The 25,821-nt window shown below is 42.2% G+C and carries 31 protein-coding genes and 1 pseudogene; 13 read left to right on the top strand and 19 right to left on the bottom strand.

Going from position 1 to position 25,821, the window contains the following annotated elements; translation table 11 throughout:
* Positions 1 to 214: 214 nt before the first annotated feature.
* Positions 215 to 1,255, top strand: coding sequence for a cobalamin biosynthesis protein CobW (cobW, locus tag V7K15_RS02140; protein ID WP_334902598.1), 1,041 nt, complete (start codon positions 215 to 217; stop codon positions 1,253 to 1,255).
* Between the two features lie 128 nt (positions 1,256 to 1,383).
* The gene (locus V7K15_RS02135) at positions 1,384 to 1,863 is read left to right on the top strand and encodes an ABA4-like family protein (protein WP_334902596.1); all 480 of its coding nucleotides are present in this window, start codon (positions 1,384 to 1,386) and stop codon (positions 1,861 to 1,863) included.
* 145 nt (positions 1,864 to 2,008) lie between these two features.
* Here V7K15_RS02135 and V7K15_RS02130 read toward each other — a convergent pair whose 3' ends face one another.
* The 3 genes from V7K15_RS02130 to V7K15_RS02120 form a co-directional block, all read right to left on the bottom strand.
* Positions 2,009 to 2,224 carry an acetyltransferase gene (locus tag V7K15_RS02130; RefSeq protein WP_334902594.1) on the bottom strand — a complete coding sequence of 72 codons (216 nt, stop codon included), beginning with the start codon at positions 2,222 to 2,224 and terminating at the stop codon, positions 2,009 to 2,011.
* A gap of 283 nt (positions 2,225 to 2,507) precedes the next feature.
* Positions 2,508 to 2,816, bottom strand: a complete 309-nt coding sequence (locus tag V7K15_RS02125) for a DUF3181 family protein (RefSeq protein ID WP_334902592.1) — start codon at positions 2,814 to 2,816, stop codon at positions 2,508 to 2,510.
* A gap of 118 nt (positions 2,817 to 2,934) precedes the next feature.
* A complete protein-coding gene (locus tag V7K15_RS02120; protein ID WP_334902590.1) occupies positions 2,935 to 3,189 on the bottom strand; it encodes a hypothetical protein in 255 nt (84 codons plus the stop codon).
* Between the two features lie 475 nt (positions 3,190 to 3,664).
* On the opposite strand from V7K15_RS02120, the gene V7K15_RS02115 reads away from it, so the two are divergent.
* A complete protein-coding gene (locus V7K15_RS02115) occupies positions 3,665 to 4,036 on the top strand; it encodes a DUF2237 family protein (protein WP_334902588.1) in 372 nt (123 codons plus the stop codon).
* Between the two features lie 61 nt (positions 4,037 to 4,097).
* Here the strand turns inward: V7K15_RS02115 and V7K15_RS02110 are convergent, their stop codons facing one another.
* Together V7K15_RS02110 and V7K15_RS02105 are read right to left on the bottom strand one after the other, a co-directional pair.
* Positions 4,098 to 4,625 carry a hypothetical protein gene (locus V7K15_RS02110; protein WP_334902586.1) on the bottom strand — a complete coding sequence of 176 codons (528 nt, stop codon included), beginning with the start codon at positions 4,623 to 4,625 and terminating at the stop codon, positions 4,098 to 4,100.
* A 46-nt stretch (positions 4,626 to 4,671) separates the two neighbouring features.
* On the bottom strand, positions 4,672 to 5,448 hold the full coding sequence (locus tag V7K15_RS02105; RefSeq protein ID WP_334902584.1) for a class I SAM-dependent methyltransferase: 777 nt from the start codon (positions 5,446 to 5,448) through the stop codon (positions 4,672 to 4,674).
* 155 nt (positions 5,449 to 5,603) lie between these two features.
* Between V7K15_RS02105 and V7K15_RS02100 the strand changes: the two are divergent.
* The 3 genes and pseudogenes from V7K15_RS02100 to V7K15_RS02090 all read left to right on the top strand — a co-directional run.
* A pseudogene (locus V7K15_RS02100) lies at positions 5,604 to 5,735 on the top strand (LysR family transcriptional regulator); the annotation flags it as partial.
* A 428-nt stretch (positions 5,736 to 6,163) separates the two neighbouring features.
* Positions 6,164 to 6,658, top strand: coding sequence for a helix-turn-helix domain-containing protein (locus tag V7K15_RS02095; RefSeq protein ID WP_334902582.1), 495 nt, complete (start codon positions 6,164 to 6,166; stop codon positions 6,656 to 6,658).
* Between the two features lie 31 nt (positions 6,659 to 6,689).
* Complete coding sequence (locus V7K15_RS02090) at positions 6,690 to 7,220, top strand: IS630 family transposase (RefSeq protein ID WP_334902580.1); 531 nt, start codon at positions 6,690 to 6,692, stop codon at positions 7,218 to 7,220.
* 57 nt (positions 7,221 to 7,277) lie between these two features.
* Here the strand turns inward: V7K15_RS02090 and V7K15_RS02085 are convergent, their stop codons facing one another.
* From V7K15_RS02085 to V7K15_RS02065, 5 genes are all read right to left on the bottom strand, one after another.
* Entirely contained in the window at positions 7,278 to 8,009 is a 732-nt protein-coding gene (locus V7K15_RS02085) for a HEPN domain-containing protein (RefSeq protein ID WP_334902579.1), read from the bottom strand.
* Positions 7,993 to 9,054 (bottom strand): ParA family protein, encoded by a 1,062-nt coding sequence (locus V7K15_RS02080; protein WP_334902578.1) that lies wholly within the window; start codon positions 9,052 to 9,054, stop codon positions 7,993 to 7,995. Before V7K15_RS02080 ends, V7K15_RS02085 begins: the two co-directional genes overlap by 17 nt.
* A gap of 247 nt (positions 9,055 to 9,301) precedes the next feature.
* Positions 9,302 to 9,919 (bottom strand): Uma2 family endonuclease, encoded by a 618-nt coding sequence (locus tag V7K15_RS02075; protein WP_334902577.1) that lies wholly within the window; start codon positions 9,917 to 9,919, stop codon positions 9,302 to 9,304.
* Positions 9,920 to 10,095: 176 nt separating this feature from the next.
* Entirely contained in the window at positions 10,096 to 11,904 is a 1,809-nt protein-coding gene (locus V7K15_RS02070; RefSeq protein WP_334902637.1) for an ABC transporter ATP-binding protein, read from the bottom strand.
* 652 nt (positions 11,905 to 12,556) lie between these two features.
* The gene (locus V7K15_RS02065; protein WP_334902576.1) at positions 12,557 to 12,763 is read right to left on the bottom strand and encodes a hypothetical protein; all 207 of its coding nucleotides are present in this window, start codon (positions 12,761 to 12,763) and stop codon (positions 12,557 to 12,559) included.
* A gap of 26 nt (positions 12,764 to 12,789) precedes the next feature.
* Here V7K15_RS02065 and V7K15_RS02060 point away from each other — a divergent pair, with 26 nt between their 5' ends.
* The gene (locus V7K15_RS02060; protein ID WP_334902575.1) at positions 12,790 to 13,008 is read left to right on the top strand and encodes a hypothetical protein; all 219 of its coding nucleotides are present in this window, start codon (positions 12,790 to 12,792) and stop codon (positions 13,006 to 13,008) included.
* Positions 13,001 to 13,423 (top strand): aspartyl protease family protein, encoded by a 423-nt coding sequence (locus V7K15_RS02055; RefSeq protein ID WP_334902574.1) that lies wholly within the window; start codon positions 13,001 to 13,003, stop codon positions 13,421 to 13,423. Before V7K15_RS02060 ends, V7K15_RS02055 begins: the two co-directional genes overlap by 8 nt.
* Positions 13,424 to 13,501: 78 nt before the next feature.
* Here V7K15_RS02055 and V7K15_RS02050 read toward each other — a convergent pair whose 3' ends face one another.
* On the bottom strand, positions 13,502 to 14,632 hold the full coding sequence (locus V7K15_RS02050) for an aldo/keto reductase (protein WP_334902573.1): 1,131 nt from the start codon (positions 14,630 to 14,632) through the stop codon (positions 13,502 to 13,504).
* A 176-nt stretch (positions 14,633 to 14,808) separates the two neighbouring features.
* A complete protein-coding gene (locus V7K15_RS02045; RefSeq protein ID WP_334902571.1) occupies positions 14,809 to 15,306 on the bottom strand; it encodes a bifunctional nuclease family protein in 498 nt (165 codons plus the stop codon).
* A gap of 340 nt (positions 15,307 to 15,646) precedes the next feature.
* Between V7K15_RS02045 and V7K15_RS02040 the strand changes: the two genes are divergently transcribed.
* Entirely contained in the window at positions 15,647 to 16,327 is a 681-nt protein-coding gene (locus V7K15_RS02040) for a riboflavin synthase (protein ID WP_334902569.1), read from the top strand.
* A 62-nt stretch (positions 16,328 to 16,389) separates the two neighbouring features.
* Here the strand turns inward: V7K15_RS02040 and V7K15_RS02035 are convergent, their stop codons facing one another.
* Both V7K15_RS02035 and V7K15_RS02030 read right to left on the bottom strand, forming a co-directional pair.
* Positions 16,390 to 17,931, bottom strand: a complete 1,542-nt coding sequence (locus tag V7K15_RS02035; protein ID WP_334902567.1) for a M23 family metallopeptidase — start codon at positions 17,929 to 17,931, stop codon at positions 16,390 to 16,392.
* Positions 17,932 to 18,022: 91 nt separating this feature from the next.
* The gene (locus V7K15_RS02030) at positions 18,023 to 18,841 is read right to left on the bottom strand and encodes a biotin--[acetyl-CoA-carboxylase] ligase (protein ID WP_334902566.1); all 819 of its coding nucleotides are present in this window, start codon (positions 18,839 to 18,841) and stop codon (positions 18,023 to 18,025) included.
* A gap of 77 nt (positions 18,842 to 18,918) precedes the next feature.
* Between V7K15_RS02030 and pgeF the strand changes: the two genes are divergently transcribed.
* A complete protein-coding gene (gene pgeF / locus V7K15_RS02025; RefSeq protein WP_334902564.1) occupies positions 18,919 to 19,704 on the top strand; it encodes a peptidoglycan editing factor PgeF in 786 nt (261 codons plus the stop codon).
* A gap of 92 nt (positions 19,705 to 19,796) precedes the next feature.
* Here the strand turns inward: pgeF and V7K15_RS02020 are convergent, their stop codons facing one another.
* The 5 genes from V7K15_RS02020 to V7K15_RS02000 all read right to left on the bottom strand — a co-directional run bounded on the left by V7K15_RS02020 (position 19,797) and on the right by V7K15_RS02000 (position 24,039).
* Entirely contained in the window at positions 19,797 to 20,180 is a 384-nt protein-coding gene (locus V7K15_RS02020) for an aspartyl protease (RefSeq protein ID WP_334902563.1), read from the bottom strand.
* The gene (locus V7K15_RS02015) at positions 20,177 to 20,494 is read right to left on the bottom strand and encodes a hypothetical protein (protein WP_334902562.1); all 318 of its coding nucleotides are present in this window, start codon (positions 20,492 to 20,494) and stop codon (positions 20,177 to 20,179) included. The genes V7K15_RS02020 and V7K15_RS02015 overlap by 4 nt, the downstream gene beginning before the upstream one ends.
* Before the next feature lie 99 nt (positions 20,495 to 20,593).
* Positions 20,594 to 22,069, bottom strand: coding sequence for a glycosyltransferase family 87 protein (locus V7K15_RS02010; protein WP_334902561.1), 1,476 nt, complete (start codon positions 22,067 to 22,069; stop codon positions 20,594 to 20,596).
* Positions 22,070 to 22,501: 432 nt separating this feature from the next.
* On the bottom strand, positions 22,502 to 23,545 hold the full coding sequence (gene csaB, locus V7K15_RS02005) for a polysaccharide pyruvyl transferase CsaB (protein ID WP_334902635.1): 1,044 nt from the start codon (positions 23,543 to 23,545) through the stop codon (positions 22,502 to 22,504).
* 95 nt (positions 23,546 to 23,640) lie between these two features.
* On the bottom strand, positions 23,641 to 24,039 hold the full coding sequence (locus tag V7K15_RS02000; RefSeq protein ID WP_334902559.1) for a hypothetical protein: 399 nt from the start codon (positions 24,037 to 24,039) through the stop codon (positions 23,641 to 23,643).
* Between the two features lie 124 nt (positions 24,040 to 24,163).
* Here V7K15_RS02000 and V7K15_RS01995 point away from each other — a divergent pair, with 124 nt between their 5' ends.
* The 3 genes from V7K15_RS01995 (at position 24,164) to hisA (ending at position 25,763) form a co-directional block, all read left to right on the top strand.
* Entirely contained in the window at positions 24,164 to 24,499 is a 336-nt protein-coding gene (locus V7K15_RS01995) for a DUF2499 domain-containing protein (RefSeq protein WP_334902557.1), read from the top strand.
* Positions 24,496 to 24,795 (top strand): DUF3593 domain-containing protein, encoded by a 300-nt coding sequence (locus V7K15_RS01990; RefSeq protein WP_334902556.1) that lies wholly within the window; start codon positions 24,496 to 24,498, stop codon positions 24,793 to 24,795. The genes V7K15_RS01995 and V7K15_RS01990 overlap by 4 nt, the downstream gene beginning before the upstream one ends.
* Before the next feature lie 194 nt (positions 24,796 to 24,989).
* Positions 24,990 to 25,763 carry a 1-(5-phosphoribosyl)-5-[(5-phosphoribosylamino)methylideneamino]imidazole-4-carboxamide isomerase gene (hisA, locus tag V7K15_RS01985; RefSeq protein WP_334902554.1) on the top strand — a complete coding sequence of 258 codons (774 nt, stop codon included), beginning with the start codon at positions 24,990 to 24,992 and terminating at the stop codon, positions 25,761 to 25,763.
* Positions 25,764 to 25,821: the final 58 nt, after the last annotated feature.

The following is a 25,821-nucleotide window of genomic DNA, read 5'->3' as shown; positions in this document are numbered from 1 at the left end:
ATTTTGCCCGTCTTCTCTCCTCCAGAGTCGCCCTTCACTAACCTCGGTCAAGCAAGTTCTGACTAAATAGGCTATTGCTGTGCCCCTAAATAGCGAGTCTATTTACCTGAAAATAGCTGTAAAATAACTAAGTCAATCTTCAAACCAAGCTTAATCTCAGTATTGAGTTTTGTGACTTTTGAAACTTCTAATACTGAGTAAATCAGGCAAAAATATGGCTGCAAAAATTCCTGTCACAGTGATTACAGGCTTCTTAGGTAGTGGAAAAACCAGCCTAATTCGCCACCTGCTACAAAACAACCAAGGACGCCGCATTGCTGTTATAGTCAACGAATTTGGCGAACTCGGTATTGATGGCGAGTTATTAAAATCTTGTCAAGTTTGCCCCGAAGATGGTGAGGTTGACAGTAATATCTTTGAATTAACTAACGGCTGCTTATGCTGCACCGTGCAAGAAGAATTTTATCCGATGATGCAAGAGTTAATCAAGCGGCGAGATAGCATCGACTGCATTTTGATTGAAACCTCTGGTTTAGCCTTACCAAAACCGTTAGTGAAGGCTTTTCGCTGGCAGGAAATTCGCAACGCCGCCACTGTGGATGCAGTGATTACTGTCGTAGATTGTGCGGCGGTAGCGGCGGGAACATTTGCTAGTGATCTAGAGGCGATCGCAGCCCAGCGCCAAGCAGATGATAGTCTAGAACATGAAACACCTTTGCAAGAACTGTTTGAAGACCAACTTGCTTGTGCAGACTTGGTGGTGTTGAATAAAATTGACTTGGTGGATGCCGAGACAAAAGCCAGAGTTGAGGAATTGATTAAGCAAGAGTTGCCCAGAGTGGTGAAGATTGTCGAGAGTGATGGTTCTAAACTCGATGCATCTATATTATTAGGATTCCAAGCCGCAGTCGAAGACAACTTAGATAGCCGTCCTACTCATCACGATACCGAAGAAGACCACAATCACGACGAAGAAATTACCTCAGCTAATTTAATTTTGGATCGAACCTTTGACCCAGAAAAGCTGCAACAGCAGTTGGAGAAATTAGCACAAGAACAAGAAATTTACCGGATTAAAGGCTTTGTGGCGGTGCCAAATAAATCCATGCGCTTAGTGATGCAAGGCGTGGGAACCCGATTTGATAAATTTTACGATCGCCCCTGGAAACCAGAAGAGACCCGGCAAACCCGCTTAGTTTTCATCGGCCGTGATTTGAAGTCTTCTGAAATTGAATCACAACTTGTAGCTTTATAAGTATACGCACATCCCCGACTTCTTTGAGAAGTGGGGGATCTATCTCTTGAGAGTTACGAGTTATAAATAACTAGTTAATTCAAAAGAAGAAAAACATAATAACTGAGAATCTTTCACTTGACAAAAACATGACAATATCCCAATTATTTAACGTTGCCAATCTTTTCGTATTGCCATTTTGGGCATTGATGATTTTATTGCCAAACTGGAAAGTGACACGGCGAATCATGGAATCATATTTGCCTTTTGTGCTGTTAGCAGGGGCGTATTTGTATTTGTTTATCAACAGCATTACCCCAGAAAATGCTCAAGCTTTATCGAATCCCAAATTAGCTGATATTGCGCGATTTTTTGCAGATGAAACAGCTGCTGCAACAGGTTGGATTCATTTTTTAGTGATGGATTTATTCGTCGGTCGCTGGATTTATTGGGAAGGGCAAAAAACAGGTATTTGGACAATTCACTCTCTAGTTTTGTCTTTGTTTGCTGGGCCTTTAGGATTACTGTGTCACATTTTGACTGACTGGATTGCTAAGACATTTCTCCCGAAGTTTCAGCAGAATGAAACGACGATGGTAGCAGAAAAACCTGCATCATCTGGAACATAATACAGGGCTTACGCAAACAATAGCTAAAACCCTGATTTTTAGGTAGGGGCAATTCATGAATTGCCCCGGAGGGCGTGTAGTTTTGCGTAAATCAATAATGGATAATCAGTTTACCAACATTACCAATTACCTGATTTCAAAATGATTAAGCGTTATCGTGTCTATACTCGGCATCTAACCAACAGCGTGGTAGAAGTTCACCTGAAGGAAAAATGAGATTTTCTTTTTTAAACGTTTCAGGTTCCTGTTCTTCTTGACCTTCTTGATCTTTTGCTTGAACAACATCACTATTTGGGTCAAGTAATTCCTGAATTTCAACAATTTTGACCAATGCGCCAGTATCTTTGATTTGTAAAAGCATGTAAATTGCCTCAATAAGTTTGCATGAAAGTTTAAAGCAAGTCTCAAAATAAACTCGCTCACATCTCAACCGATTTAGAAGGCCGAGATTCCTTAATTGTTAAAGGAAATTTTTACCGCCTATCTACACATAAATTGTACGATATTCATCTATGTGTAACTGTGGGTTTCGTTTTTATAAAATTGAAGTAGCAAATAAATCCCCAATTCAGTATCTCAAATCTAATCAGGGAATACTAACTAAAACATTGTCCAACTAAAATAAATAATCTTAGTTTTAGCGATTAGATTTCGCGTTGATATTTTTCCAAAATATCTACTAAGTTGACCTGGCATTGCAGTGGTAGTAAATCGATTAAAGGAACTTCCCTTCTACCGCCACCAATTTTTATTGGAATTGATTCCAAGACTTTTCTAACTTGGTCTTCATTTACAGTGTTGGAAGTAATTAAGGGATACAACTGTTCAGCAACAAGGGTATGCAGTTTGGCATTAGATAAATAAAGATGCCATTTGGCAATGTCCATGTAGACATTTTCGCCAATTTCAGCTGCTAGGGCTTCCAGTAGTTCTGTGGTGTTAGTCTTAGCCATAAAAGTAACCCTACATTCAGAAAGAGCGAGAAATCCAGGCTTTTTTACATTATTGCTCACTTAACAGGCTGATTCTACTACCACAGGTTACAATCGCCCCAGCATCAGCAGTCCGTCTTCAGGTGGATTTAGATGAATCGCTATAATTAGCGATCGCACTAATATAAATCAGATGCACCAACAATATTCCTGTCCAACTTAGAGTCACCAAAGGCAGCCACTCCCAGGTAGTGCTTTTTAGGATGTGAAAAAACCACAAGCCAGAATTAATAGTAGCAGCGATCGCCACATGCATAGCAAAATTCATCCGGTCATCGATCTTGCGGTAATCTGGGTCTTTGCGATCGGGTTTGCGAGGCCAACGAGGAGGCATAAATATTTGTTACAGATTTAAATACACCCTATTCAGGGTAACTGAAAGTTCATGTCAGCGGAAGAAAATTATTTTACATAATTCCTGAAACAGCAGGTTTACTACTTTACAAGAAACAGACGAGAGTTTGAAAGCCCCGGAGGAACAGGGGCACAGCATTACTCATACGTGTCAACTTCAGAAAAAATCTGCTTTGAGAAGACGTTTTGCCCTCATCCCCTAACCCCGAATCCCAACTTAGGATTCGGGGAACTAGATAATTTGCTCCCCTCTCCCAAAATTGGTCGAGGGGCTGGGGGTAAGGGTCAAACCTCGAAAGCTTGCCAAGCCTAACTTCTACGTTAAGTTGACACCAATGAGCTTTTTCTGTGCCCCTACGACAGATATGGTTCAAATACTTGAATTCTGCTTTAACTAGGAAAGTGTCAATATAGGCTTATATCGAAGTGGAAAAATCAAGTACAACGAATTAACAATGACAGACGCTAAAAACGTAATCGACGGAAACCTAGAGGTTTGCTGTACTTCTCCGATGAGTGGGTTTTACCGCGACGGTTTTTGTCGCACAGGTGGTCAGGATTTCGGAGCGCACGTCATCTGTGCCGAAGTGACATCAGAATTCCTAGAGTTCACCAAATCGCGGGGGAACGACCTCAGCACACCTGTTCCTGATTTTAATTTTCCTGGACTGAAGCCTGGCGATCGCTGGTGTTTGTGTGCTTCTCGCTGGCAAGAAGCTCTTGATGCTGGCGTTGCTCCACCCGTCATCCTTTCAGCAACCCATGCTAGAGCTTTAGAAGTGGTTTCCCTAGACGAATTGAAAAAATATGCCCTAACTTCCTCTTGATTCGGCATTAGGCATTCGTTGGTTCATCTCCCTGATCTCCCCCCACTCCCCACTTCCTTTTCTACAAAGAGCGCTGTAACCCTATCTTGTTCTTAACAGTCGTTTGGATACTGCATGAAGCTGGACTTGTACTAAAGTTGCAAGTGTAGGTTGCCAAGGGTTCTTTTTGATAATTAAATACCCGGACATTGTAACCAAAATTCCGTGCAGCGCTACCCAAGCGATTTATGAAGTCGTAGCGCTCTACATACTCTAGTAAGCTCCAAAATTGCTGATTCACGATCAAGTCTACCCGTGCAGGTTCTTTTTCAGAAGCTGGATATGCTATCCAATTATCCAATAGCTTTTTCTCAGAGTTTTGTTGTGCCCACCATAAACTGGGAACGGTTAATCGTTCTGGGTTTATGGTGTTAGCTGTGATTACATAGTCTTTTGGCTTGGTCAATAACTCTAGTTCCAGAGGCGCACTAGAAGGCGATGGTATTGAGGGCGTTTGCGCTAGTGAAGGCGGGACTACTAAAGTGGTGAGGCTAATGGTTAGTAGTAATAAAAATAATGTCTGGCGTTGGCACAATTCCAGTATATACATAACTGATACTATTCCTAATTAAGGTATAAGTAAAAATTCGCACAATTTAAAGTTTTATGGCAACTATACGAATTCTTCGATAGTCTGCTGTCCAAGTTCCTTGTTGATACAGCGTTGGCTTCAGATATTCCTCGACGGCGCGAATTACTTGTATTTGTTGCTTACTAGAAAGCCCTGCTAAAAAAGTGCTGGCGAACATCTGAATCCAGTTTGCCATACCTGCTTCTCCCTCTGCTAAAGGAGTTGGACGAGCAAAAAGCATGGCATGAATGACATCAAAGCCTTGCTGTTCTAGCAGAGTGGCGTATTCACCAATGCTAGGAAAATACCAAGGATTTCGGGCTTGTGTAGAGATATTAAATGCTTCTAAGGCAGTTTCTAAAGCTGTGGCGATCGCCTGCACATTTCCCTTACCACCAAATTCTGCCACAAAACGTCCCCCAGGTTTTAGGGATTGGTGTATGGAAGCGATCGCACTATCTGCTTCTTTCACCCAATGTAATACAGCGTTGGAAAACACAGCATCCAATCGCTTATCTACTTGAAAGTTTGTAGCATCAGCAATATCAAAGTGGATATGGGGATAGTTTTCTCTGGCTTTTTCGATCATCGTGGGTGCATGATCAACTCCTATGACTTGAACCCCAGCTTGGGCAATTTTTTCTGTGAGTTGTCCAGTACCACAACCAAGATCCAAAATCGATTCTCCTGGTTTAGGGTTGAGGAATTTTAGTAAGTCGTCACCATACTGCCAGACAAAGGCGTGTTTATCTTCGTAAAGGGCAGCATCCCAATCATTATTAGGTATTGAAAGATTGTTCATAAGTGGTGAAATTACAGAGTGTTGATTATCGGAAAATCAACCATGTGCCTTGGGTTGATCACCGCCTATTGATCACAGTAGAAAATATTTTTAATTATGTCCAATATATACTTTTAGCTTAACTAATATTTTAAAGATATTAATTCAGATAACAGATGGAACTACGACACTTGCGCTACTTTGTCACTTTGGCAGAAGAACTGCACTTTCGACGAGCGGCGGAACGATTGCACATTGCCCAACCTCCCCTAAGTCAACAAATTCGGCAGCTAGAGAAGGAAGTGGGATGATGGAATGCAAGAATTAAGAGAATTATTTAAACCTAACATTGAACATACTGAATTTTTGGGTTGAAACCAAGATATTAAGCTAAATACTCTGGCAGATTATGATTGGTACATACGTTTTGCAAATCAAGATAGATTAACTTTCAACGTTCACTCTCATCCCTCAATAAAACTTTCTGATATTGTGCGAAATATAGGTCATCCAGAACCTCAGACTGGGGGAATTGAAAAAACTACACTTAATACTCTTATGGCTTTTGCTCTACCTGAAAGAGTTAATAATATTTCACATCTTATACAAGCAGAGTTTAAGTTAGAGACTTCCCTTAAACCTATTGTGGCGTAAAACTGATTTTTAGTCTAATACCAATTCTGTATGAAGATGCGCCAAAATAAGAAAAAAGGTGGGTACATTAGGTTTAACGGTTATGGGTCTTCGATTCCAAGTTGAGATAAAAGAGAGCCAAGAAGAATTGGAAAAGGCTGTTAAACATGCCACAACAGCAAGTAGCAAAGAGCGACTGCAAATGCTCTTTTGGCTTAAAAGCGGTCAATTACAAAGTAGGCAAGCGTTGGCAGAACGTTTAGGGCGCGATCAAGCAACAATAACTCGTTGGGTGAGAAAGTATAAAGATGGAGGACGCGATCGCTTGCTCGAAGTTAAACATGCACCTGGTAAAGTTCCGATCGTCAGTGGTGAAACCTTAGAAAGGCTCAAACAAAGGCTGGAGGAGCCGCAAGGATTTAATAGCTCTGGTCAAATTCAACGATGGCTCGTTGTCGAGTTTGGACTGGATATCGCCTATAAAACGGTCTATGAACTTGTTCGTTATCGAATGCGTGCCAAGTTGAAAGTCCCTCGTCCCCAAAGCCTTAAACAACATCCTCTAAGTCAATCTCACTTTAAAAAAAACTTCCCCTAGCACTAAAATTCTTGCAAGATGAATTTGGAGAATGTTGAGGTTAAGGTACTTGTGTCAAGACGAAACACGTTTAGGATTAAAGACAATCGCAGGAGGTTTAATTACACTTCCTGGAGTTAAACCTGTAGGTTTAAGCCAGTGGCAACGCCAGAATTTTTATTTATACGGGGTTGTCGAACCTCTGAGTGGATACAGCTTTTTCTATGAGTTTCCCTACCTGAATGGGGATTGTTTCCAGCGTTTTTTAGAGTTGCTATCTGCTGACCTTGGTGATGATATCGCAGTTATCCAGTTCGACCAAGGGTCATTTCACAAAGCTAAAGCTCTCGATTATCCAGATAATATTATCCCTATTTTTCAACCTCCTCACTCTCCCGAACTCAATCCAATTGAAGGCTTTTGGGAATTTCTCAAATCGAAACTGCAATGGGAAAGTTGTAAAACCCTCGTGCAACTACAGCAGAAGTTAACTGATGTAATAAAAACAATTACGCCTGAGGTGATTGCTTCTCTCACTTCTTACGACTTTATTCTTGAAGCTTTATTTAGCGCAGCTTCATAAAGAATTGGTATTAGGGATAATAAGTCTTTTTACCCCAAACCCTTGAACTACCCAAAGCTACAAAATTTGGTGAATACTCTCAACAAGCTGCTCAATAAAATCAACCGTATCACCAACCATTGATTCGTCGATATACCAGCGATTACCTATGTTGAGGGTAGGATCTATATCTGCTTCATGAGCAATTTTATTTCTGCGATCCACAATTAAAGTAAGTTGTTGCTTAATATCTTTAGGAGGTTTACTCATTTTACTAGCAACCTCATCCCACAATTGTTTATCCGAAATTTGCCTAATTGCATCAGCTATTTTATCAGGCTGCTGAAAGCTTTTATAACTTAAACCTTTTCTAATCTCGTCTTCTAACCATGAAGTATTATTTAATCTGTTCAAAATACTATTTGATATAGCTGGAATTAAATTAGAAATAGTATAAGACTGCTGTAAAAAGTTAGCTCCATAAACCTGCTGAATGTCACTCTCTATCCAAGAGGTGATATCTATGGCTATTCTTCTATCTTCACGGGCGCTTCCCAAGGAAACTTGAAAACGGGAAAAGGCTGAAGATGCTGGTTCGGCACGTTGTCCTCGATGAATTTCCAGCATACCCAACGTGACAACCTCATGGATATAATAATCCAAGGCACTAACAGTTAGAACTAGGGCAGCTCGTAAAATGTCTGAAAGATCCAGAGCAGCAGTAGCTTGAGCCTTAACGGAAGTATGAAGAGCAATCAGATCCCGAACACGCTGGATACTAATGCGAAATTGGTCAAGCGCTGACTGCATAACTGGATGAGAGTGCAATAATTTTATCTGCTAAGTCAGAAAAAGTTGTTTTAAATTCCTCTTGCTTTCTTTGATTATTCTCGCGCACTATACCAGTTTGTCTTAATTGTTCCGTTGTCAGCGCATAAACAGGTGTACTGTGTTCCTGTGATAGAGCAATTAAACTGTTAAAATTAGAAATTTTTGTCAGAGTACAACTACCATTCATACCCTGTTCAGTATAGACTGCTTTAGGTAATAACAGATTATTTTTATCTAGAATTGGTTCTAGTTTATCAATTACTGCATCCTCAATTTTTTCTATCCATGTTTGAAATGCTGCTGTTTCTTTACCCCTAATAATTCTATAGTTTTGAACTATAATTCCTAAAAATTTTAAGTTAAATTCTGGAAATGGATAAGTAGCTTCCTTTAATATAGGGTTTACGCTTGCCATCCTTGCCCAACTACACCACTTTGATAAAATTCTAGACAGAGAATCAATTGCCATTACAGAGAAAAAATCAGCCGTTGTAGGCACTAAGAAAAAGTCACTTGTCATCAGTAAGTTCTGATTGATTGCTCCTAAACTTGGACTCATATCAATCAGAATATAGTCAGCATTAAATTTATTAGCAGTTTTTTCTAAAAGATCAGAAATAGCACCTGGCAAGTTTTTGAGTGTCTGAATTGCTCCACTGAGTTCCTGCGCGATACCTAATGTTACTTCGTATTCAGCAAAGCCAACATGACCAGGTAATAAAAATAAACCTTCTTGTCCTTCTATCGGAATACAATCTACAGCTTCAATAGCCCGTGGCTGTGATTCAAAAGCAGGAGCCAAACCAGTTTTTATATTTGAATGTGTGTTGTAGATGTTTTCTATCCTTGCTTCGTCATCTTCAGTTTCTTCTTTTAGAGCTATTCCTGTTAGATTACATTGAGGATCAGTATCTACAAGGATAACTCTCTTACCCTTTGAAGCAAGCATCCAACCTAAGTTAAAAGTCGTTGTGGTCTTACTGACACCACCTTTGTGATTGAACAAGGCAATCTTGTGAACCATTTTATTTTGCTTTTGATACTTCTGAAATCTTTTGAGTACAGGTATCATTCATTTTAGAACCTGTATGACTTAAATATAGCTTCTAAAAAGCTTAAGTAGGTACGCACAATTAAACCGAACTACATAAACTTATGTAAAGTACCAGAAACTCTTTGAAAATAAGCTTTTAAGCAATTTACATTTATTAATCTAGTTGTTTTTTTTAGCGCCGACCTACTTACAGAACAAAAAGTTATTTAACGCCCCCTTACCCCAATCCATCAACATCAGCACTTTCGCCTTCTGACTCCACAAGCTCAAACTTCACTTTGTTATATAAATCCTGCAATGAAATCTCAAATGGTACAGTTGTAAGTGCGATCGCTTCATCTTCTTCATCATATTCACGAAGCGCCCATTGCTTTTTTCCGGTTTTGGAAAATTGATCTACATGAATCCTTGTTTGATCAATTAATAGATATTCTTGGAAAGTAGAAATAGTTCGGTAAGCCTGAAATTTATCTTCACTATCGTAGCCTTTGGTAGATTTTGATAAAACCTCAACAATAATCTGGGGATTCAGAATTATATCCTTTGGGTTGTTAAAAAACTCTGGTTCACCCGCCAGAATCATCACATCTGGATAAGTGTAGGTACGCTTTTGGAGTATCCATAGACGAACATCACCCATAAAAACCCGGTAGTTCTGCTTTTTAAAAGCGAAATTCAACTCACTACTTAAGTTGAGTGCTATTTGATTATGATTTACTGTTCCACCCGCCATAGGAATTATTTGCCCATCAATGTATTCACTTTTGTAATCAGCAGCTTCTTCTAGCTCTAAATATTCCTCTGGGGTATAGTATCGCTGTTTTGTTATTTGCATAATTTTATCAGGTAGCAATGTTTAACGATACGGAGTGTCTATCTAGTGACCCATATTTACTAAACAGTTTAACGTGGTTAGATAGAGATGTTATGTGCTTTGTACAAAGTGAGCGTAGGCGCAGCCCAACCTAGGCATCGCTATCTAAATTGAAAAGTAACTACTAGCCTCTTTTCCTATTGATAACCGGCTGCTTGTAACAGAAACAACTTGGCATAACGTCCTCCTAGCTGTAACAACTCTTCGTGAGTTCCCTGTTCTATAACTTCGCCGTTTTCTATTACTACGATTTTGTCAGCCATTCGTACCGTCGAGAAGCGATGGGAAATCAAAAGTACCATCTGATTTTGAGTAATAGCGCGAAAATGATTGAAAATCTCAAACTCAGCTTGGGCATCTATTGCTGATGTTGGTTCATCTAACACCAAGATATCTGCTTGCGATCGCATGAAAGCACGAGACAAAGCAATTTTCTGCCACTGTCCCCCAGAAAGTTCCTGTCCTCCCTTAAACCAACGACCAAGTTGAGTCTGGAAGTTGTGGGGTAATTGGTCAATAAAAGATTGGGCCATGCCTTTTTGGGCAGCAGTTTGCCAACGGGTTTTGTTTTCGAGATGTTCTACATCACCCACGCCAATATTCTCACCTACTGTAAACTGGTAGCGGACAAAGTTCTGAAAAATTACACCAATGCGCCGCTGCAGCACATCCACATCCCATTCCTGCAAATCCAAGCCATCTAAGAAAATTCGCCCAGAGTCCGGGGTATAGAGTCGGGTAAGTAGTTTGATTAAGGTAGTCTTGCCAGAACCGTTTTCACCCACAATTGCCAGTTTTTCTCTGGGTTTCAAATGCAGCGAAATGTTTTTCAACGCTGGCTTGGAACTTCCCGGATAAGTAAATGATACGTTCTCAAAACGGATACCATCTTCCGGATTTAAACCAGTGGTTGCCTTCCCCCAAGACTTTGGTACTTCCTCTTCCAGGAAATCATAGAGATTTGATAGATATAGGTTGTCCTCATACATTCCTCCAATAGAAGTGAGGGCATTGGAAAAAGTAGACTGTCCTTGGCGAAAAACCGTCAGATACAGTGTCATATCTCCCAAGGAAATCTTACCTAGCACTGTTTCTAGCACAATCCAAGCATAAGCTACGTAAAAAGCACCAGTACTAACTAAACTCAGGAGATACCCCCACAATCCTCGCCGCAGAGTCAAATCGCGGTCTTCGGCATAGAGTTGATCGAACAGGTTGCGGTAACGTTCTAGCAGCATCTCTCCCAGCTGGTAGAGTTTGACTTCTGTGACAAAATCTTCTCTCGCTAGCAGATTTTCTAAGTAGTTCTGTTGGCGGGTTTCTGGCGCACGCCAACTAAACAAGCGAAAACCTTCTCCAGCAAATTTCGTTTCGGCAATAAATACAGGCATAGCTGCCAAAATCAGTACCACCACCGCCCAAACTGAGAAATTTACTAGTAAAATACCGTAGGTGACAAGGGAAAGGGCACTTTGCACCAACCCAAAGGTGCGACTTACTAGGGAAAGAGGACGAACTGATGCTTCTCGTCGTGCATTGGTCAATTTGTCATAGAATTCTGAATCTTCAAACTGCCTAAGATCCAGTTTCAGCGCTTTTTCTAAGATCAGTACATTCACCCTCTGACCCATTAGCGCCCGCAATAACGACTGACAAATGATCAGTCCACGTTGACTGCCTGCTAGTAAAATTACAGCGATCGCTTCAAATCCAACATACAACAAAGGGTGAGAAATATTCACAGAACCATTGCTGTGTGAGTTAACTTGAGATGCAAATACCACTGCATCAACAATTAATTTAGTGATGTAGGATATCGCCGCCGGTAAAAGACCAGCGACTAAAGTTAAACTAGCCAGAAGAATAGTCAGCGATCGGCTAGTAGTCCATACTAAGTTTACAGCCCGTCCACTGTAGCGGAAAACCGTCAGTGATTGGCGTAGGATATTTCTTTTTTTTTAATTTTCATCTTTTTTTGGGCGAGATCCCCCAGCTTGGGCGGATCTACCTAAGTCTATATTAATCTTTATAAATTTTACATTTTTATCAGAATGTTGGCTGAAAACCCCGAAGTTGAAACCTAAAAACTAGTTTTGTCGGGTGTGTTATGCCGTAGGCTAACGCACTAGGGTGTTAACTTTGTACCATTTTAGGTGTTCAAAATTCATGTAATATATATCCACTAGTTTTAATCAAGCGGATTCCGTCTGCGTGTTAAGGGGCGATTTATTCGCTGTTGAGGTTCCCTCATCTACTCCACCGTTTCAAGTCCGCTTCTTCGCAGGCGACCAGCGTAATTTTTCCGAGAACCTTGACGCTTCAGTTCGAATGCACTCGGAAGTGATGATTGTGGAACTGTCCTCTGATGCACCTCAGGTCGTTAGTTTAGTCACCTCACATCACACTTGATTGGAGTCCTCTGTAGTGTGATCGCTAACCTTGTATGTTGGGTTCCTAGCGTCAACCCAACATCTTCCCCTCACAGTCTGGATCACTTACACCCTTCCAGCAATCACAGCCTAACAACCCCCTTGCAGCGGACGGACGAGAAGATATTGGCTTTGTTTATCACTGATCTGCCGCCGATGAAGGGGAACGTTATACGTCGTTATACATATAGCTCCAGAGGGTGCAATTACACAGGTCAAAGTAGGGCGATCGCCTATCGCCGTAGGCTGGGTTGACAACAGGAAACCCAGCATCACTTTTCTCTGGCAGTACTAACCAGAAGCCAGATTGCACTTTAAGCTGCAACCGTGGATGCGATCGCGAGGCTAAAATGAGAGAGCGATCGCTTCCTTTCACCAGCCCTCAGACGAGGAGATTCTCAAATGCCATTAGCTGAACTCATGTCACAAATCCAGGAACTTCCAAAAATTGACAAGCTTCGGCTAATGCAGTTCCTTGCCACAGAACTGGTCAAGGAAGAAGATGCAAACTTCTTTGTTGCGAACGGGGAGTATCCAGTCTGGTCGCCGTACAATTGTTCTGAGGCTGCCAATGTCTTGATGAATCTTCTGGCGACAAAGCAGCAAGAGAAGAATGGTTGACACTCAAAAATTTCCCTACAAAATCATTGATAGCAACCTTGGCATGGTTGATCGAATGCCATACCTACCTTTGACGCTCAGTCTTGATGGTCAATCTCTGAACACTGAAGGTTTATTGGATACAGGTGCAAGCGTTAATGTTTTGTCCTATGAGTTGGGTTTACAACTGGGCTTAATTTGGGAGGATGAAACTCTCTCAGTTCTATTGGCAGGGAACTTGGCTCGATTTGAAGCTCGTGCAGTCGTTGTTGATGCTCAAGTCAGTTCATTCCCCACCATTAATCTTGCATTTGCTTGGACACAAGCATCCAATCTGCCTTTAATCTTGGGGCAAGCTAATTTCTTCTTTGAGTTTGATGTCTGTTTCTTCCGTGCGCGTTCTGAATTTGAAGTTCGTCCTAAACAAGTTGGATAAAATGAAGACAGGAGCGTACCTCAGCGATCGCTGAGGTACGCTCTAACAATCCCGTTGTACACCGACCGTACAGAGTCGTCAATCCCACAACCTCCTACCTACTTTCCCATTTAATCTTTCGTGAGCATCTTCCAACAAAGCTGGAATATCTAACTTTTCTGGACAACGAGGCAAACAGTCACCGCATTCTGTACATCGGTTGCCTTTCATTCCAGGGAACCAGTGACCGGCATTTTCAAACATTCCATAACGATATTGTCCATAGTCTTTCATGTCGTATGCGACTGCAAGATTACGTAACCGCAATACCTCTGGAATATTGATATTTTCTGGACAGGGCAAACAAGCATAACACTGGCTACATTTGTCGGTTCCCAAAGCAACTTTTTGGTGATTTTCTAATTGCTCGAAAGCAGAAATTTCTGCTGATGTTAACTCTCCATCATCGTCAGCGATTCGCAAAGATTCCATTAATTCATCGGGGGTTGCTGGCCCTATACTCAAAGTAGTAATCCGGTTGTCAGCAAGTAAAAATCGATAACTTAATTCTAAGGGTGAATACGGCTGACACAGGTCTTTTAGGGTTTGAGGTGGCGTGTAGAGGCGTCCTCCCTTATCAGCTGGGGAAATTATAAAAACGCCCATATCTTTCTCAGCTGCTAGCTGAATCGCTGGTGCATTTCTTTGGAAGAAATAGTAATAATGCAGATTGACAAATTCAAAAATATCTGTATTGATTGCTGCCTGAATTAGTTCTAATGGGCCGTGCGTGGAAAAACCGACGTGTCGCACTCGACCATCAGCAACAGCTTCTTTTACAGCTTGCATACAGCCATTTTTGGCTTGCACCCACTCCAAATGTTGCCAAGTGTTCAAACCATGAACGCCTAAGCAATCTAAATAATCTAGCTGTAATCGTTCTAGGGATTCGTCGATGCACCGACGCATGGTATCAGCGTCTGCTGTGGGTGAGATTTTAGTAGTGACATAAAGTCTCGTTCGGGGTACTGACAACCCAGCCTTTAGCGCCCTACCAAGATACTCCTCACTTTTGCCGTAACCTCTGGCGGTTTCTAGATGATTAATTCCTAGCGCTAAGGCTTGTTCGATGGTTTGGTGAGCATTTTCAAAACAAGCCAAGTACCGCATTGTTCCCAGAGAAAAAGCCGAGAGGTGCAGATTAGTTTTCCCAAAGCGTCGGTATTGCATAAATTTCAGTGCTGAGTGGGGAGTGCTGAGTGCTGAGTAGAAACACAATTAATATTGTTTGTACAAAATGAAAGGTGAAAAAGAAAGAATAAAGAACTTATTTTTTAGATTCTCTATTCTTTCTCAGCACTCCCCACTTAGTACTCAGCACTCCCCACTCAGCACTCAGCACTCTTTTAACTGTCGCCATTACCAAAGCGCTTAATCAAATCTTCAGGACGGAGATTGGAAATAAATTCACGGAAGGCTTGCTGTTCGGCTTCATCTGCATCGCGATCAACAGGGATAGAAGCATCGGCAATCACTTCCTCCATTACCCAAATGGGAGTATTTGTACGGAGGGCAATGGCGATCGCATCGCTAGGACGCGCGTCAATTTCTTTTTTAACATCGCCTTGCTGGACGATTAAAGCTGCATAAAATGTATCCTTTTGTAGGGAATGAATGATCACCTTTTCTAGAGTCATGTTCCAAGTCTCTAGAAGATTCACAATCAGGTCGTGGGTTAAGGGTCTGGGAGGCTTCTGATTGTCCAGTGCGCCCATAATTGCCCTAGCCTGTTCCTGACCAATGTAAATTGGCAAAGCCCGCCGATCTGAAGAATCTTTCAAAAGTACGATCGGGCTGCGAGTTATGGCATCTAATGCTATGCCAGCGACTTTCATTTCAATCATTGGCTAAGCCTCTACAATCCTTTGAGAGTCTTGAATGCTGTGTAACAAATAGTACCCCTTATTTGGAGATTTGCCGACAGTAATAAACATAAGCATTTGTTCTCTATAATTGCTTCTATTAAACTCCGAACTTGTGGTGAAAACCAGAGTAAGTCAAATTGGTCTTCTTAGACAATAACCTTATTACCCAAGTATGCCTTGTGAACGATGCTAATGTGTTAATATCCCTATCCGAAAAAAAGTCAAAAAATATACTTGGATATTCTAGATTTCTGTGAGAATTACCAATTGATTTCAGGCAAAATTAGGCAATAAATAGAGTTAGTTTGACAAAAAAGCCGTGTTTACAGGATTAATCCAGGCATTAGGAACAATGGAACCCTTAGGGGGCGATTCTTGGCAAATTACTTCTTTAAGCCAGTCGGGTGAAGTAATTATGCAAGATTTGGCTTATGGCGACAGTGTTGCAGTAGATGGCGTTTGCCTGACAGTAGAAAAAGTTTTAAAAGACGGGTTTATTGCCACGGCTTCACCAGAAACGCTACGCCGCACAACTTTGGGAGGTGAACAAACGCCACAGAGATATGTCAATTTAGAAACGTCGCTCAGGGTGGGCAGCAAAGTTGGCGGTCATTTTGTGATGGGTCATGTAGACGGCATCGGTCGATTGCTAGCGGCAGAACAAACGGCTAGTTCTTGGGAAATCACCTTTATTGCTTCCGTTGCGATCGCCCGCTACATTGTCCCTAAAGGTAGCATTGCTGTCAATGGCATCAGTCTCACAGTAGCCGCATACGAGCCAGAACTCTCCCAATTCAAGGTGGCAGTAATTCCCCTCACATACAGCGAGACAAATCTTTGCTATTTGGTTGCTGGGAGTTTGGTCAATCTAGAAGGAGATATTCTCGGCAAATACGTGGAAAAATTCCTTTACTCTGGCAACCCACACACCACAGCCCCTGATGACAATAGTATAGATGGCATTACACCCACATTCTTAGCAGAACACGGGTATCTCTGAATTTTAGATTTTGGATTTTGGATTTTAAATTAATCTAAAATCCAAAATCCAAAATTTCCAATTTAGCTGCCTGGTTGCTGGCTTACCTGAGCAGTTTGTAAGCCTCGCACTAACTGGCTGAGGGCGCCTTGTAATTGCACACCTGGGTCAACAGCAACCCACCCGTCCTGTGTTAGGTGGCGAACTTCAAAGTGCAGATGAGGTCCTGTGGAAGCCCCGGTGCTGCCAACTCGCCCGATGACAGTTCCAGGTTGTACCCATTGACCGGGTTGCACAAGGATTTCTGACATATGACCGTAGAGAGTTTGTTCAGCAGATTTGTGATTTAGGATAACGGTTAAACCATAACCACCCATCCAGTTAGCAGTTTCCACTTGACCAGCAGCAGCGGCCAAAACTGGTGTTCCCGTAGGCGCACCCAAGTCTGTACCAGCATGGAAGCGTTGGTTCCCTGTGATGGGATGAACTCGCCAACCAAACAACGAGGTAATGGGAGCGGGAATAGACAGTGGATACATCATTCCTGTACCACTGTAGGCGACTGCCCCAGTGTAGGGGATTTGCGGCAATACTGATGCCAGCGAGAAGTCGTAAGTTACGCTGCTGGGGCGGGGTGCAATGTTGCCATCTGCCATTGGTGGAGGTAAAGTACCGCCACTGGGCGTGATGGGAGTTGCACTCACTGTTGTAGGGCTGAACTCGCCAGGACTCGGGATAAACCGATTCCGGCGAAATGCGGTCTTGGTGTCACCACTAGAAGCACTTTGAGTAGGACGCCATCTGCTGGGGCTACCAGTAGTTGCAATCTGCCGCACGGGTGGAACTACTGCTAATTGTGCATTTTGACTTCTTCTAAGCCAATTAGGTGCTGGTTTACCATTAGAATCAGCTAGACTCTTTTGGGGTACTTTGGCGCAAACGCCGCCTAATACGCTTTGCCCTGACGGTAAGATGGCTCGACAACCACTGGAACGGTCTGTGAGAATTACAGAATTTGGTGCTTGATAACTAGCTGTGGCACCACTGTCATAACTATTAGGATCAATATAGGCGTTATTATAATCCTTGGTTTTCTCCGCCGTTGCACTGACACTACTGTTCGAGTTATTTAATGGTTGAGCAACTTCTCTTAGTTTTTCAGGTAAAGAGCGGGCTGGGGTATTGGGTTTTTCCTGTCTCACCCTTGCAGGAGTAACTTGGGAGGTTTCTACCTTGGGCTTTGACTGGATAATCACAACAGGTTTAGCAGCTTCAATTTTGGGTGTAGACTGCCTAACTGGCTCTTTTGATTGAGCAACCTCTGGCTTGTGTAGTCTCTGTCTGAGTCTGGCTCGCCGTTGGGAAAATTCCGGTGGCGCTTGAGCTGCTTCCGGCACAACAGCCTGTTTTTTAACTGCTGTTGGCTGGGAACTTTCAACAGTGGGAACGATGTTGTCTATTTGTGTTTCCGTTTGGGCAAACACAAAGCCGCCGCTAAGGAGGCTAACGCTACTCAGCCAACAGAGGCTCTGAGCTGGTAGTGTCGAGGCAAAACGTTTTTTTGTCAGACCTTGCTGCCATAAGTAATGCAAACGATGATGGGCAGAATTATTGCGCTGCGTCATTTGTTCTCTCAGTTGTGTGTAATTAGCCTAAAGAGATGATGCTAGTAGTTTGTGCTTGCCCAAAGAGCTATATTTTGAACAAACCTCAAATTTAAACGGAAGATTTATGGTATCCCAAACTGATTGTACCGGGTTCAATATAAATTTCCGGTGTAATTAGTTCCTTTGTATCATCTGTTTCCAAATAAACTCGTAAATTTCCTTGAGATGTCACCCCAACTACAGTACCTGAAAGATTATTGACGTACACCTTATCGCCCATGTTTGTAAGCAAGTCTAAATAGCGAGACAAGAGTATGCTTACTCCTTCTTGGCAAAGGCACTCCATACCGGATTCTATTCCCAGTAAGACTGTAGAGGTGAGCATTTCCAGACAATAAATTGGTCTGATATCTTGGGATGCTTGCCACGATTCCAGATTGATTCCAGTTTCCGGTACTGGGTTTAGCCAGTTAATCCCAATACCAATTACTGCTTGGGTGATTTGTCCTTTGTTTACTTTGGTTTCTGTCAAAATGCCGCCTAGTTTGCGACCATTTAAAACTAAATCATTGGGCCATTTTATCCCAACATCTACACCGCATTGGCGCAATTGAGACGCAATTCCCCAAGCAGTAGCAAAAGTTAGCTGGTAGCTGTCAATAGCCTCTATTTTGTGGTCGAAAGAAATCGCCACAGAAACATATAATCCTCCAACAGGTGAAATCCATTGGCGTCCCCATTGTCCCCGTCCAGCAGATTGCTGAGTTGCAATTACTACTGTTCCTGAAATAGCCCCTTGCTTGAGTAAGTCCCAGAGGGTTTGGTTAGTTGAGGAGACGCTTTCAAAAAAGTGGAGGGAAAATGGTATATGTGTATACTTACGCCCTGCTTTCAAGGCTGCTTCTAAGTTTTGCAGATTAAATCCCACAGCAGTTAACCCAAATTCCGTTGTTCAAGTTAGCATTGATTGGCTGATGAGTGATTTGTGTTTAGGTTTGGTTGAAGATGCACACTTGGCACTGGCGCAATTGGGAAGGACTGCCTTATCTAACTTGTAGTATTCTGGAACGTTGGCATCACGGCTTCTTTACCCAGCAGTTTTGGCCGCGATCGCCACAAGTTATCACAGAAGTATTGCAACCAGAGGCATCAGTCTATCGCTTAAAGCAGGTACATGGCAATACTATTCTCACCCCCCAAGAAATTAATAGCATCTTTTGCACTCTTGGGGATGATTTAGCATCGGCAGATGGTTTAATTACCGAACAGCCTCTACAAGCTGTTTGGGTAGCTAGTGCAGATTGTACACCCGTGCTGATTGGGGATGTAAAAACTGGACAGGTGGCAGCATTACACGCAGGTTGGCGCGGGACTGCTAAAAAGATTGTCCCCTTAGCGATCGCTCGGTTACAATCTCAAGGCAGCAAACTCGATGATTTGCGAATTGCGATGGGACCTGCGATCGCTGGTGAGGTTTACCAAGTCTCTATTCATGTGGCGGCTGAAGTCGGGGCTAGTATTATACCATATAACGACGAACAAAAAATTATCACTGGATTACATGAGTTACCAAATTCACCTTTGCTGGAAGATCCCAATCCTGGAAAGGTAAGGCTGGATGTCCGGCGAGTGAATACCTTACAACTGGAAAATATGGGGATTAGTGGAGAACAAATTGCGATCGCACCTTATTGTACTTTCCAAACTCCAGAGCATTTCTTTTCTTACCGCCGGGAGCAAGAGAAAAAAGTTCAGTGGTCAGGGATTGTTAGTGGCGAAACGAATCAGTAACCCCTATTTTCAAATTAGATTCTCATCTGAGATCGGAACTTGGAGAATGGAAAATATTCTTGCGAAGTCTTGACTCAATTGCTTTAGGGAACTTAACTGCTCACCACCATCTCAAGGGTTAATATTCCTTTCGGTTTGTTAACGACCAACTGCATGATGTCCAGCCACAAGGAACCGATGATGGTATCAGGGATGTCATCTCCAACATGAACGGGAATTACAAATTCAGTTCCGTCAATGATCAGTTTGCCTTCATAGAGATCAAATCGTGCTTCCCCCCGTGCTGTCTGCATCTCGATTTGTGCGCTCATTAATGACCACTCCAATACTTCCAAGTCTTGAGTATTGATGGCTAACCACCCATCTGTAAACCCGGTATCGAATAAAGCTTCAACAAAAAATTTCTGATCATTAGCAGCAACAAGCTCAATTTCAAATAGTAGCTCGCCATTATCCCCAAACAAACCTGCAATCATAACCTGCCGCAGGTTCCTGTGTCGTTGAGTCGGAATATGGTAAGTTTTACTTCGTTAGTATTGCCATAAGCATCATAGATTTTTTGCGTTATTCCTAAGAATGTTGGGTCAATCAGGTACTGTTCTGTTTCAGGATCGATGGCAATATGCCAGTTGTAATGCGTTTCGATCAGAGTTGGACGTAAGCGCTCGAAAACAGCACGACACTTTATAGCAAAAGCATCACGTTGTTCCTGACAGTCGGGTACTTCTTTAGGTACTAAGGTTGATGCTTGTACAATGCGGCTGCGTCGTGGGTGCGATACCTGTGTCATATCAATAAAATGTACGCGCTTGTGTGATTTTATTATGGCGTGATTTCGAGCTACAAACCTTTAATTATTCACACCCACTTACTTTTGACTTCTGATGTTCTAATTTGACACGCGATTCAAAGGTTCACATTTCATCACCTGTTGTTGACGTAGGGAACTAATTGCTAAGACTAAAATACTTAAAGTGAGTGCTAAAATTGCATAGCTCGGTAGGGCGAAGATAGTTACTTTCATGATGTATGGCAATTCCCCTGCTTTCACATTCCAACGCTTTGCTAGAGAGCCGATGAGCCAGACATGAATAACTGCTGTTTGCACTGCAAGAGAGCAAACTCCTGCTAACCAAACAGACATTCTTTTCATAGAGAATGTACAATGCCTAATCTGATAGAGCAAATCATTTAGCAAAAAAACAACAGCAGGTATTAACATCACAGAACTAGTTTCCTGTGAATAGTTGATGGCAATGCTTAAGCAAGAAATCAGTACCATTTCTGCTAAGTAGATTTTTTTTGACCAGGCTGTGAGAGATTGTTGTAGATACCAATACCAACCCGCCCAACCAAGAAGTATCAGAACAATTAAGTCTGAAAAAAGCTTGGCAAAGAATGGGTTATTGGGAAATAATCTTGGACCGACGACCATCAAATCGAGGCGACTAATCGAAATATAGGGGCTAACTGATGGATCATTTAGCCACAGTGAAAATCCCTGAGCTGCATCTGACATGAATTGTGTCAAAGAATTGCCCGTCAAGGCTAGACCTAAAAATGCTAGAGAAGTAACTGTGACAACAGATACAAAAACTAGAGAAAACCGTCTTTTTAGTAGAAAATATAGAACGAATAATGCAGCTAATGTTGGTTTACAAAGAGCAAGTCCTAAGCAAACTCCTGCTAGAATATCCTGATGTTTTCTAGCGAAGATAAACATCCATAAGATTAAAGCTGCAATGAAAATGGCAACATTACCAACTTGAAGATCGTAAACTAAGCCATAAATCAAGGCAGTTGAGATTGTGCAAATAGTTCTTAGAGCTAGTGATCTCGACTCCAAGAGAATATTCGCTCCCCATAAAACCAAAGCGATTGCTAATATATGCATTACAACCCAGATTGTAAATGCAGTATTGATCGAAAAATAATCGAGAAACCAGATAAGAGGAATAATATTAGGTGGATAGACAAACGGTGGAATAAATCCACACACCTTAGTTAGGGTACAGTAACTTTGGTTAAAAATCTCGACATTAAAAGGACTCAAATGCTGATGAGCCAAATTACTCGCCACATAATACCACTTAAAATCCCAGAAAGGTGGATTTGGTTGATTTAGGAAATAAACTAGCCAACCTATATAACAGAGTAATCTCGTAACGATTAATACAACACCTGCTTGGACGAGAAAGTTAACAATTGGTTGACGAAAAAATTGTATCAACCCTTGGATTACAGAAGATTTTAAGAATAAAGAATTTTTCCAGACTGCCTTTTCATCATCTAATCGCCAATTATTTTTGAGAACTAAGGCAACTACAATTACTATAATTAGGTTCCAAAAGCCAAAGCTTATCATCAGAATGATCTCAATAATTATTTCTGGATATCGTATATAATATCGCCTAAACAGTCGTTATAAACGATACTTAAGTATTTTCATTATCAATTTATAAAAGTTTGAGAATTACTCCCTTGCCGCCATAAGAGGATGTTTGAAAAGTCGTAGAGTATACCAAAAGCCCAGCTTCCATTCATCTTTCTGCTTTGGGCTACGGTGTACACACAAGTCTCTCTAGACACAATTTACGGTTTCTCAAATAGCTCAAGAAAACCTCACCCTGGTTTTGCGTAGCAAAACCTGTCCCTCTCCTTACTAAGGAGAGGGATTAAAGTCAGGACAGGGTGAGGTTTTTGGGTAATTTGAAGACTTGTGTGTACACTGTAGTCGCTTCGGGGAAAGGCTTTGAAACTCCTATATGCAATCCGCCCAATTACTGAGGTTTTAGTCTTAATTATTACAAAAAGCTTGGCTCAATAACTCGCGGTGCATTAATGCCCTATCTAGCAAAGATTGGATTTTCTCTGATGATAACGGCTCACCGTTAGCATAATGCTCTATCCAAGTCAGACTAATCAAATTGGGGTCATCGGGTAAACTCGCCAAATCCCATCCAGGCATTTCCAAGTCTTCCATGAGACGATTTATTTTGGGGTCATAACTGAGAGCAAAACAGCGACAACCTTCAGCAGCAGCCATAATTAAACTGTGCAGACGCATCCCAATTGCCATCTCCACGCCGCGAAACACACCTTTCAAAAGTTGCGGTTCTTCCAGACACAAAATCTGGCTGACATCTTTAAGTTGGGGTTGAATAGCTTCGGCAATACTTAAATCTTCACTTTTTTGAAAGGGCAATAGTAAGATAAATGCTTGCGTAGCTTTTTGAAAGTCAACCAAAGCACTAGTTAAGTTTGCTAGGCGTGTTTGAGTCAGTTGGGGATGCGATCGCAACGTTACCGCAACTCTGGGCGCAGGTAAATCCCAAAGTCCCGGTACTGGTTTCGACTCCAACGCCCAAACTGGGTCAGGAGCTATAATACAAGGAATTTGCCAATCAGATAATAAAGCAGCACTGGCGCGATCGCGTACACTAACTTTAGTACAATTACCAAAGGTTTGCCTTGCCAGCCAACGAGTTTGGGGACGCACTAACGGGCCAATACCCTGCGCCCAGGCAACAGTTTTCAAACCCATTTTCTGCGCCAATGCCATCAGCCCCCCATAATAAAATGGGCTGATAGTGCTGGTAACATCTTGAATGAGACTGCCGCCGCCCCAAATCAAAGCATCGCAAGAGCGTAAAGCTTCAAATATATGTAAGGGAGCCATGCGATCGTAGGTTTCTACATTGTAGCGATCGCGCGTTTCCTCTGGATTACCAGAAAGCACCACAGGCGTTACGTGAGATGGTAACATTTGCAAAAGCGTTGCCAACAAAGCTTCGTCACCACCGTTACCTTTACCATAATACCCAGACAATAATGCCCGCATCTTGACCATTTTGGACTTCGACTTCGCTCAGTCGAACGATTTTAGATTAATAGCTATTGTTAAATGAATCTCTGTCCCCGATACAGATGGTAAACTCATTCCCAAGTTCTACTTTCAATAGTGTAGAAGATAGTTAGAACTTCCTCTGAACTTGGACGTTGAATCTCTGAACTCGGACGTTGAGCCTTTGAACTCGGAAGTTGAGCCTTTGAACTCGGAAGTTGAGCCTTTGAACTCGGAAGTTGAGCCTTTGAACTCGGCACTTGAACCTCTGAACTCGGACGTTGAGCCTTTGAACTCGGCACTTGAGCCTTTGAACTCGGACGTTGAGCCTTTGAACTCGGCACTTGAGCCTTTGAACTCGGCACTTGAACCTCTGAACTCGGACGTTGAGCCTTTGAACTCGGCACTTGAACCTCTGAACTCGGACGTTGAACCTCTGAACTCGGACGTTGAACCTCTGAACTCGGCACTTGAACCTCTGAACTCGGCACTTGAACCTCTGAACTCGGAATTTTTAAAATTCTAAAAGAATAAGTGAAGATTTTGTTTAAACAAATATAAATTTCAAGCTAGATATCACCTTGACACTCCTAACTCCTAACTCCTAACTTTCTTATGAACGCCCTTTCAATTCCCACCTGGATTATTCATATTTCTAGCGTTATTGAGTGGATTGCCGCCATTTGGTTAATCTGGACTTATGGCGAACTCACTAATAACCGCAATTGGTGGGGATTATCCCTGGCCATGTTACCAGCTTTAGTCAGCGCCATGTGTGCTTGTACTTGGCATTATTTCGACAACGCCGAATCTCTGGAATGGCTGGTAACGCTTCAAGCTACCATGACCTTAGTTGGTAATTTTACGCTTTGGGCAGCAGCGTTCTTGATTTGGCGTTCTACCAAATCTGCTAACACTGTTGAACCAAAACCTATTAAATCAGAACAATGATTTCTAAAGAAACCCTGTTTGCACTTTCACTGTTTCCCTATTTGGGTTTCTTGTGGTATATCAGCCGCAGTCCGCAAATGCCGCGTTTAGCGCTGTATGGATTTTACGGGACTCTCGTCTTTGTTGCCATCACCATCCCAGCCGGAATTTATGCTGTATTGCATTATGGCAAGTCTTTGGCAGATATAGATTGGTTGCATGGTGGTGCAGAAGTATTTTTGACCCTTTCTAACATCTTGCTTGTGCTGGGTTTTGGGCAAGCTGTAAGGCAATTAAAAATAACAAATGAAAAATAGGAAATATAGCTATAGCTATAGCAGTTGAGTCCAATACAGACCTAACCCCCAACCCCTTCCCTACATTCGCGCAGCGTCTCGAAGAGAGGGAATGGGAGTAAGACTCAAAGCCTCTCTCCTTTTAGGAGAGAGATTTGGAGAGAGGTCAAAACCGCTATAGTGTTTGATTGCATTGAGTTATGAGGAAAAAATAAATGGACGTAATTCCAGCGATTGATTTACTAGAAGGTCAATGTGTGCGACTGTATCAAGGAGACTACGATCGCTCACAAGTTTTTAGCGAAAATCCGGCTGATGTTGCCAAACAGTGGGTAGATCAAGGTGCTACGAGATTGCATATAGTTGATTTAGATGGTGCTAAAGCAGGTAAAGTAGTAAACCTGGGGGCAATTGAAGCGATCGCTCATGCGGTGTCAGTACCCATTGAAATTGGTGGAGGATTGCGCGATCGCACCAGCGTCCAACAATTATTTAATTTAGGCGTACAGTGGGCCATTCTCGGCACCATCGCCGTCGAACAACCCCAGCTAGTGCAAGAACTCTGTCAAGAATTTCCCGAACAGATTATTATCGGTATTGATGCCCGTAACGGCCTCGTAGCAACTCGCGGTTGGTTAGAAACCTCAGAAGTTTTAGCAACCCAACTGGCTGTACAGATGCAAGAATTGGGTGCAGCCGCGATAATTTACACAGATATCCACCGAGACGGTACACTTACAGGCCCGAATTTAGAAGCTTTGCGAGAACTTGCAGCAGTAATTTCCATCCCGATAATTGCCTCCGGTGGGGTAAGTTCTCTCACCGATTTGTTAAGTTTGTTGGCGTTAGAACCTCAAGGCGTGACTGGTGTGATTGTCGGACGTGCTTTGTATACTGGGGATATTCTACTCAAAGAAGCATTACGAGCGATCGGACCTGGGCGGATTCAGGATATTCCACCGAATTTAGGTTTTTCTACCTTTGCTTGAGATTATTTTTACCAAGATCATCCAGTTTTCCAAAGTTTGTGGTTCAAATATCTGGGAA

The organism is Nostoc sp. (assembly GCF_036919815.1).
Lineage (GTDB): Bacteria > Cyanobacteriota > Cyanobacteriia > Cyanobacteriales > Nostocaceae > Nostoc.
Note: the sequence above shows the minus strand (reverse complement) of the source record. Positions and strands in the feature narration are given on the sequence as shown.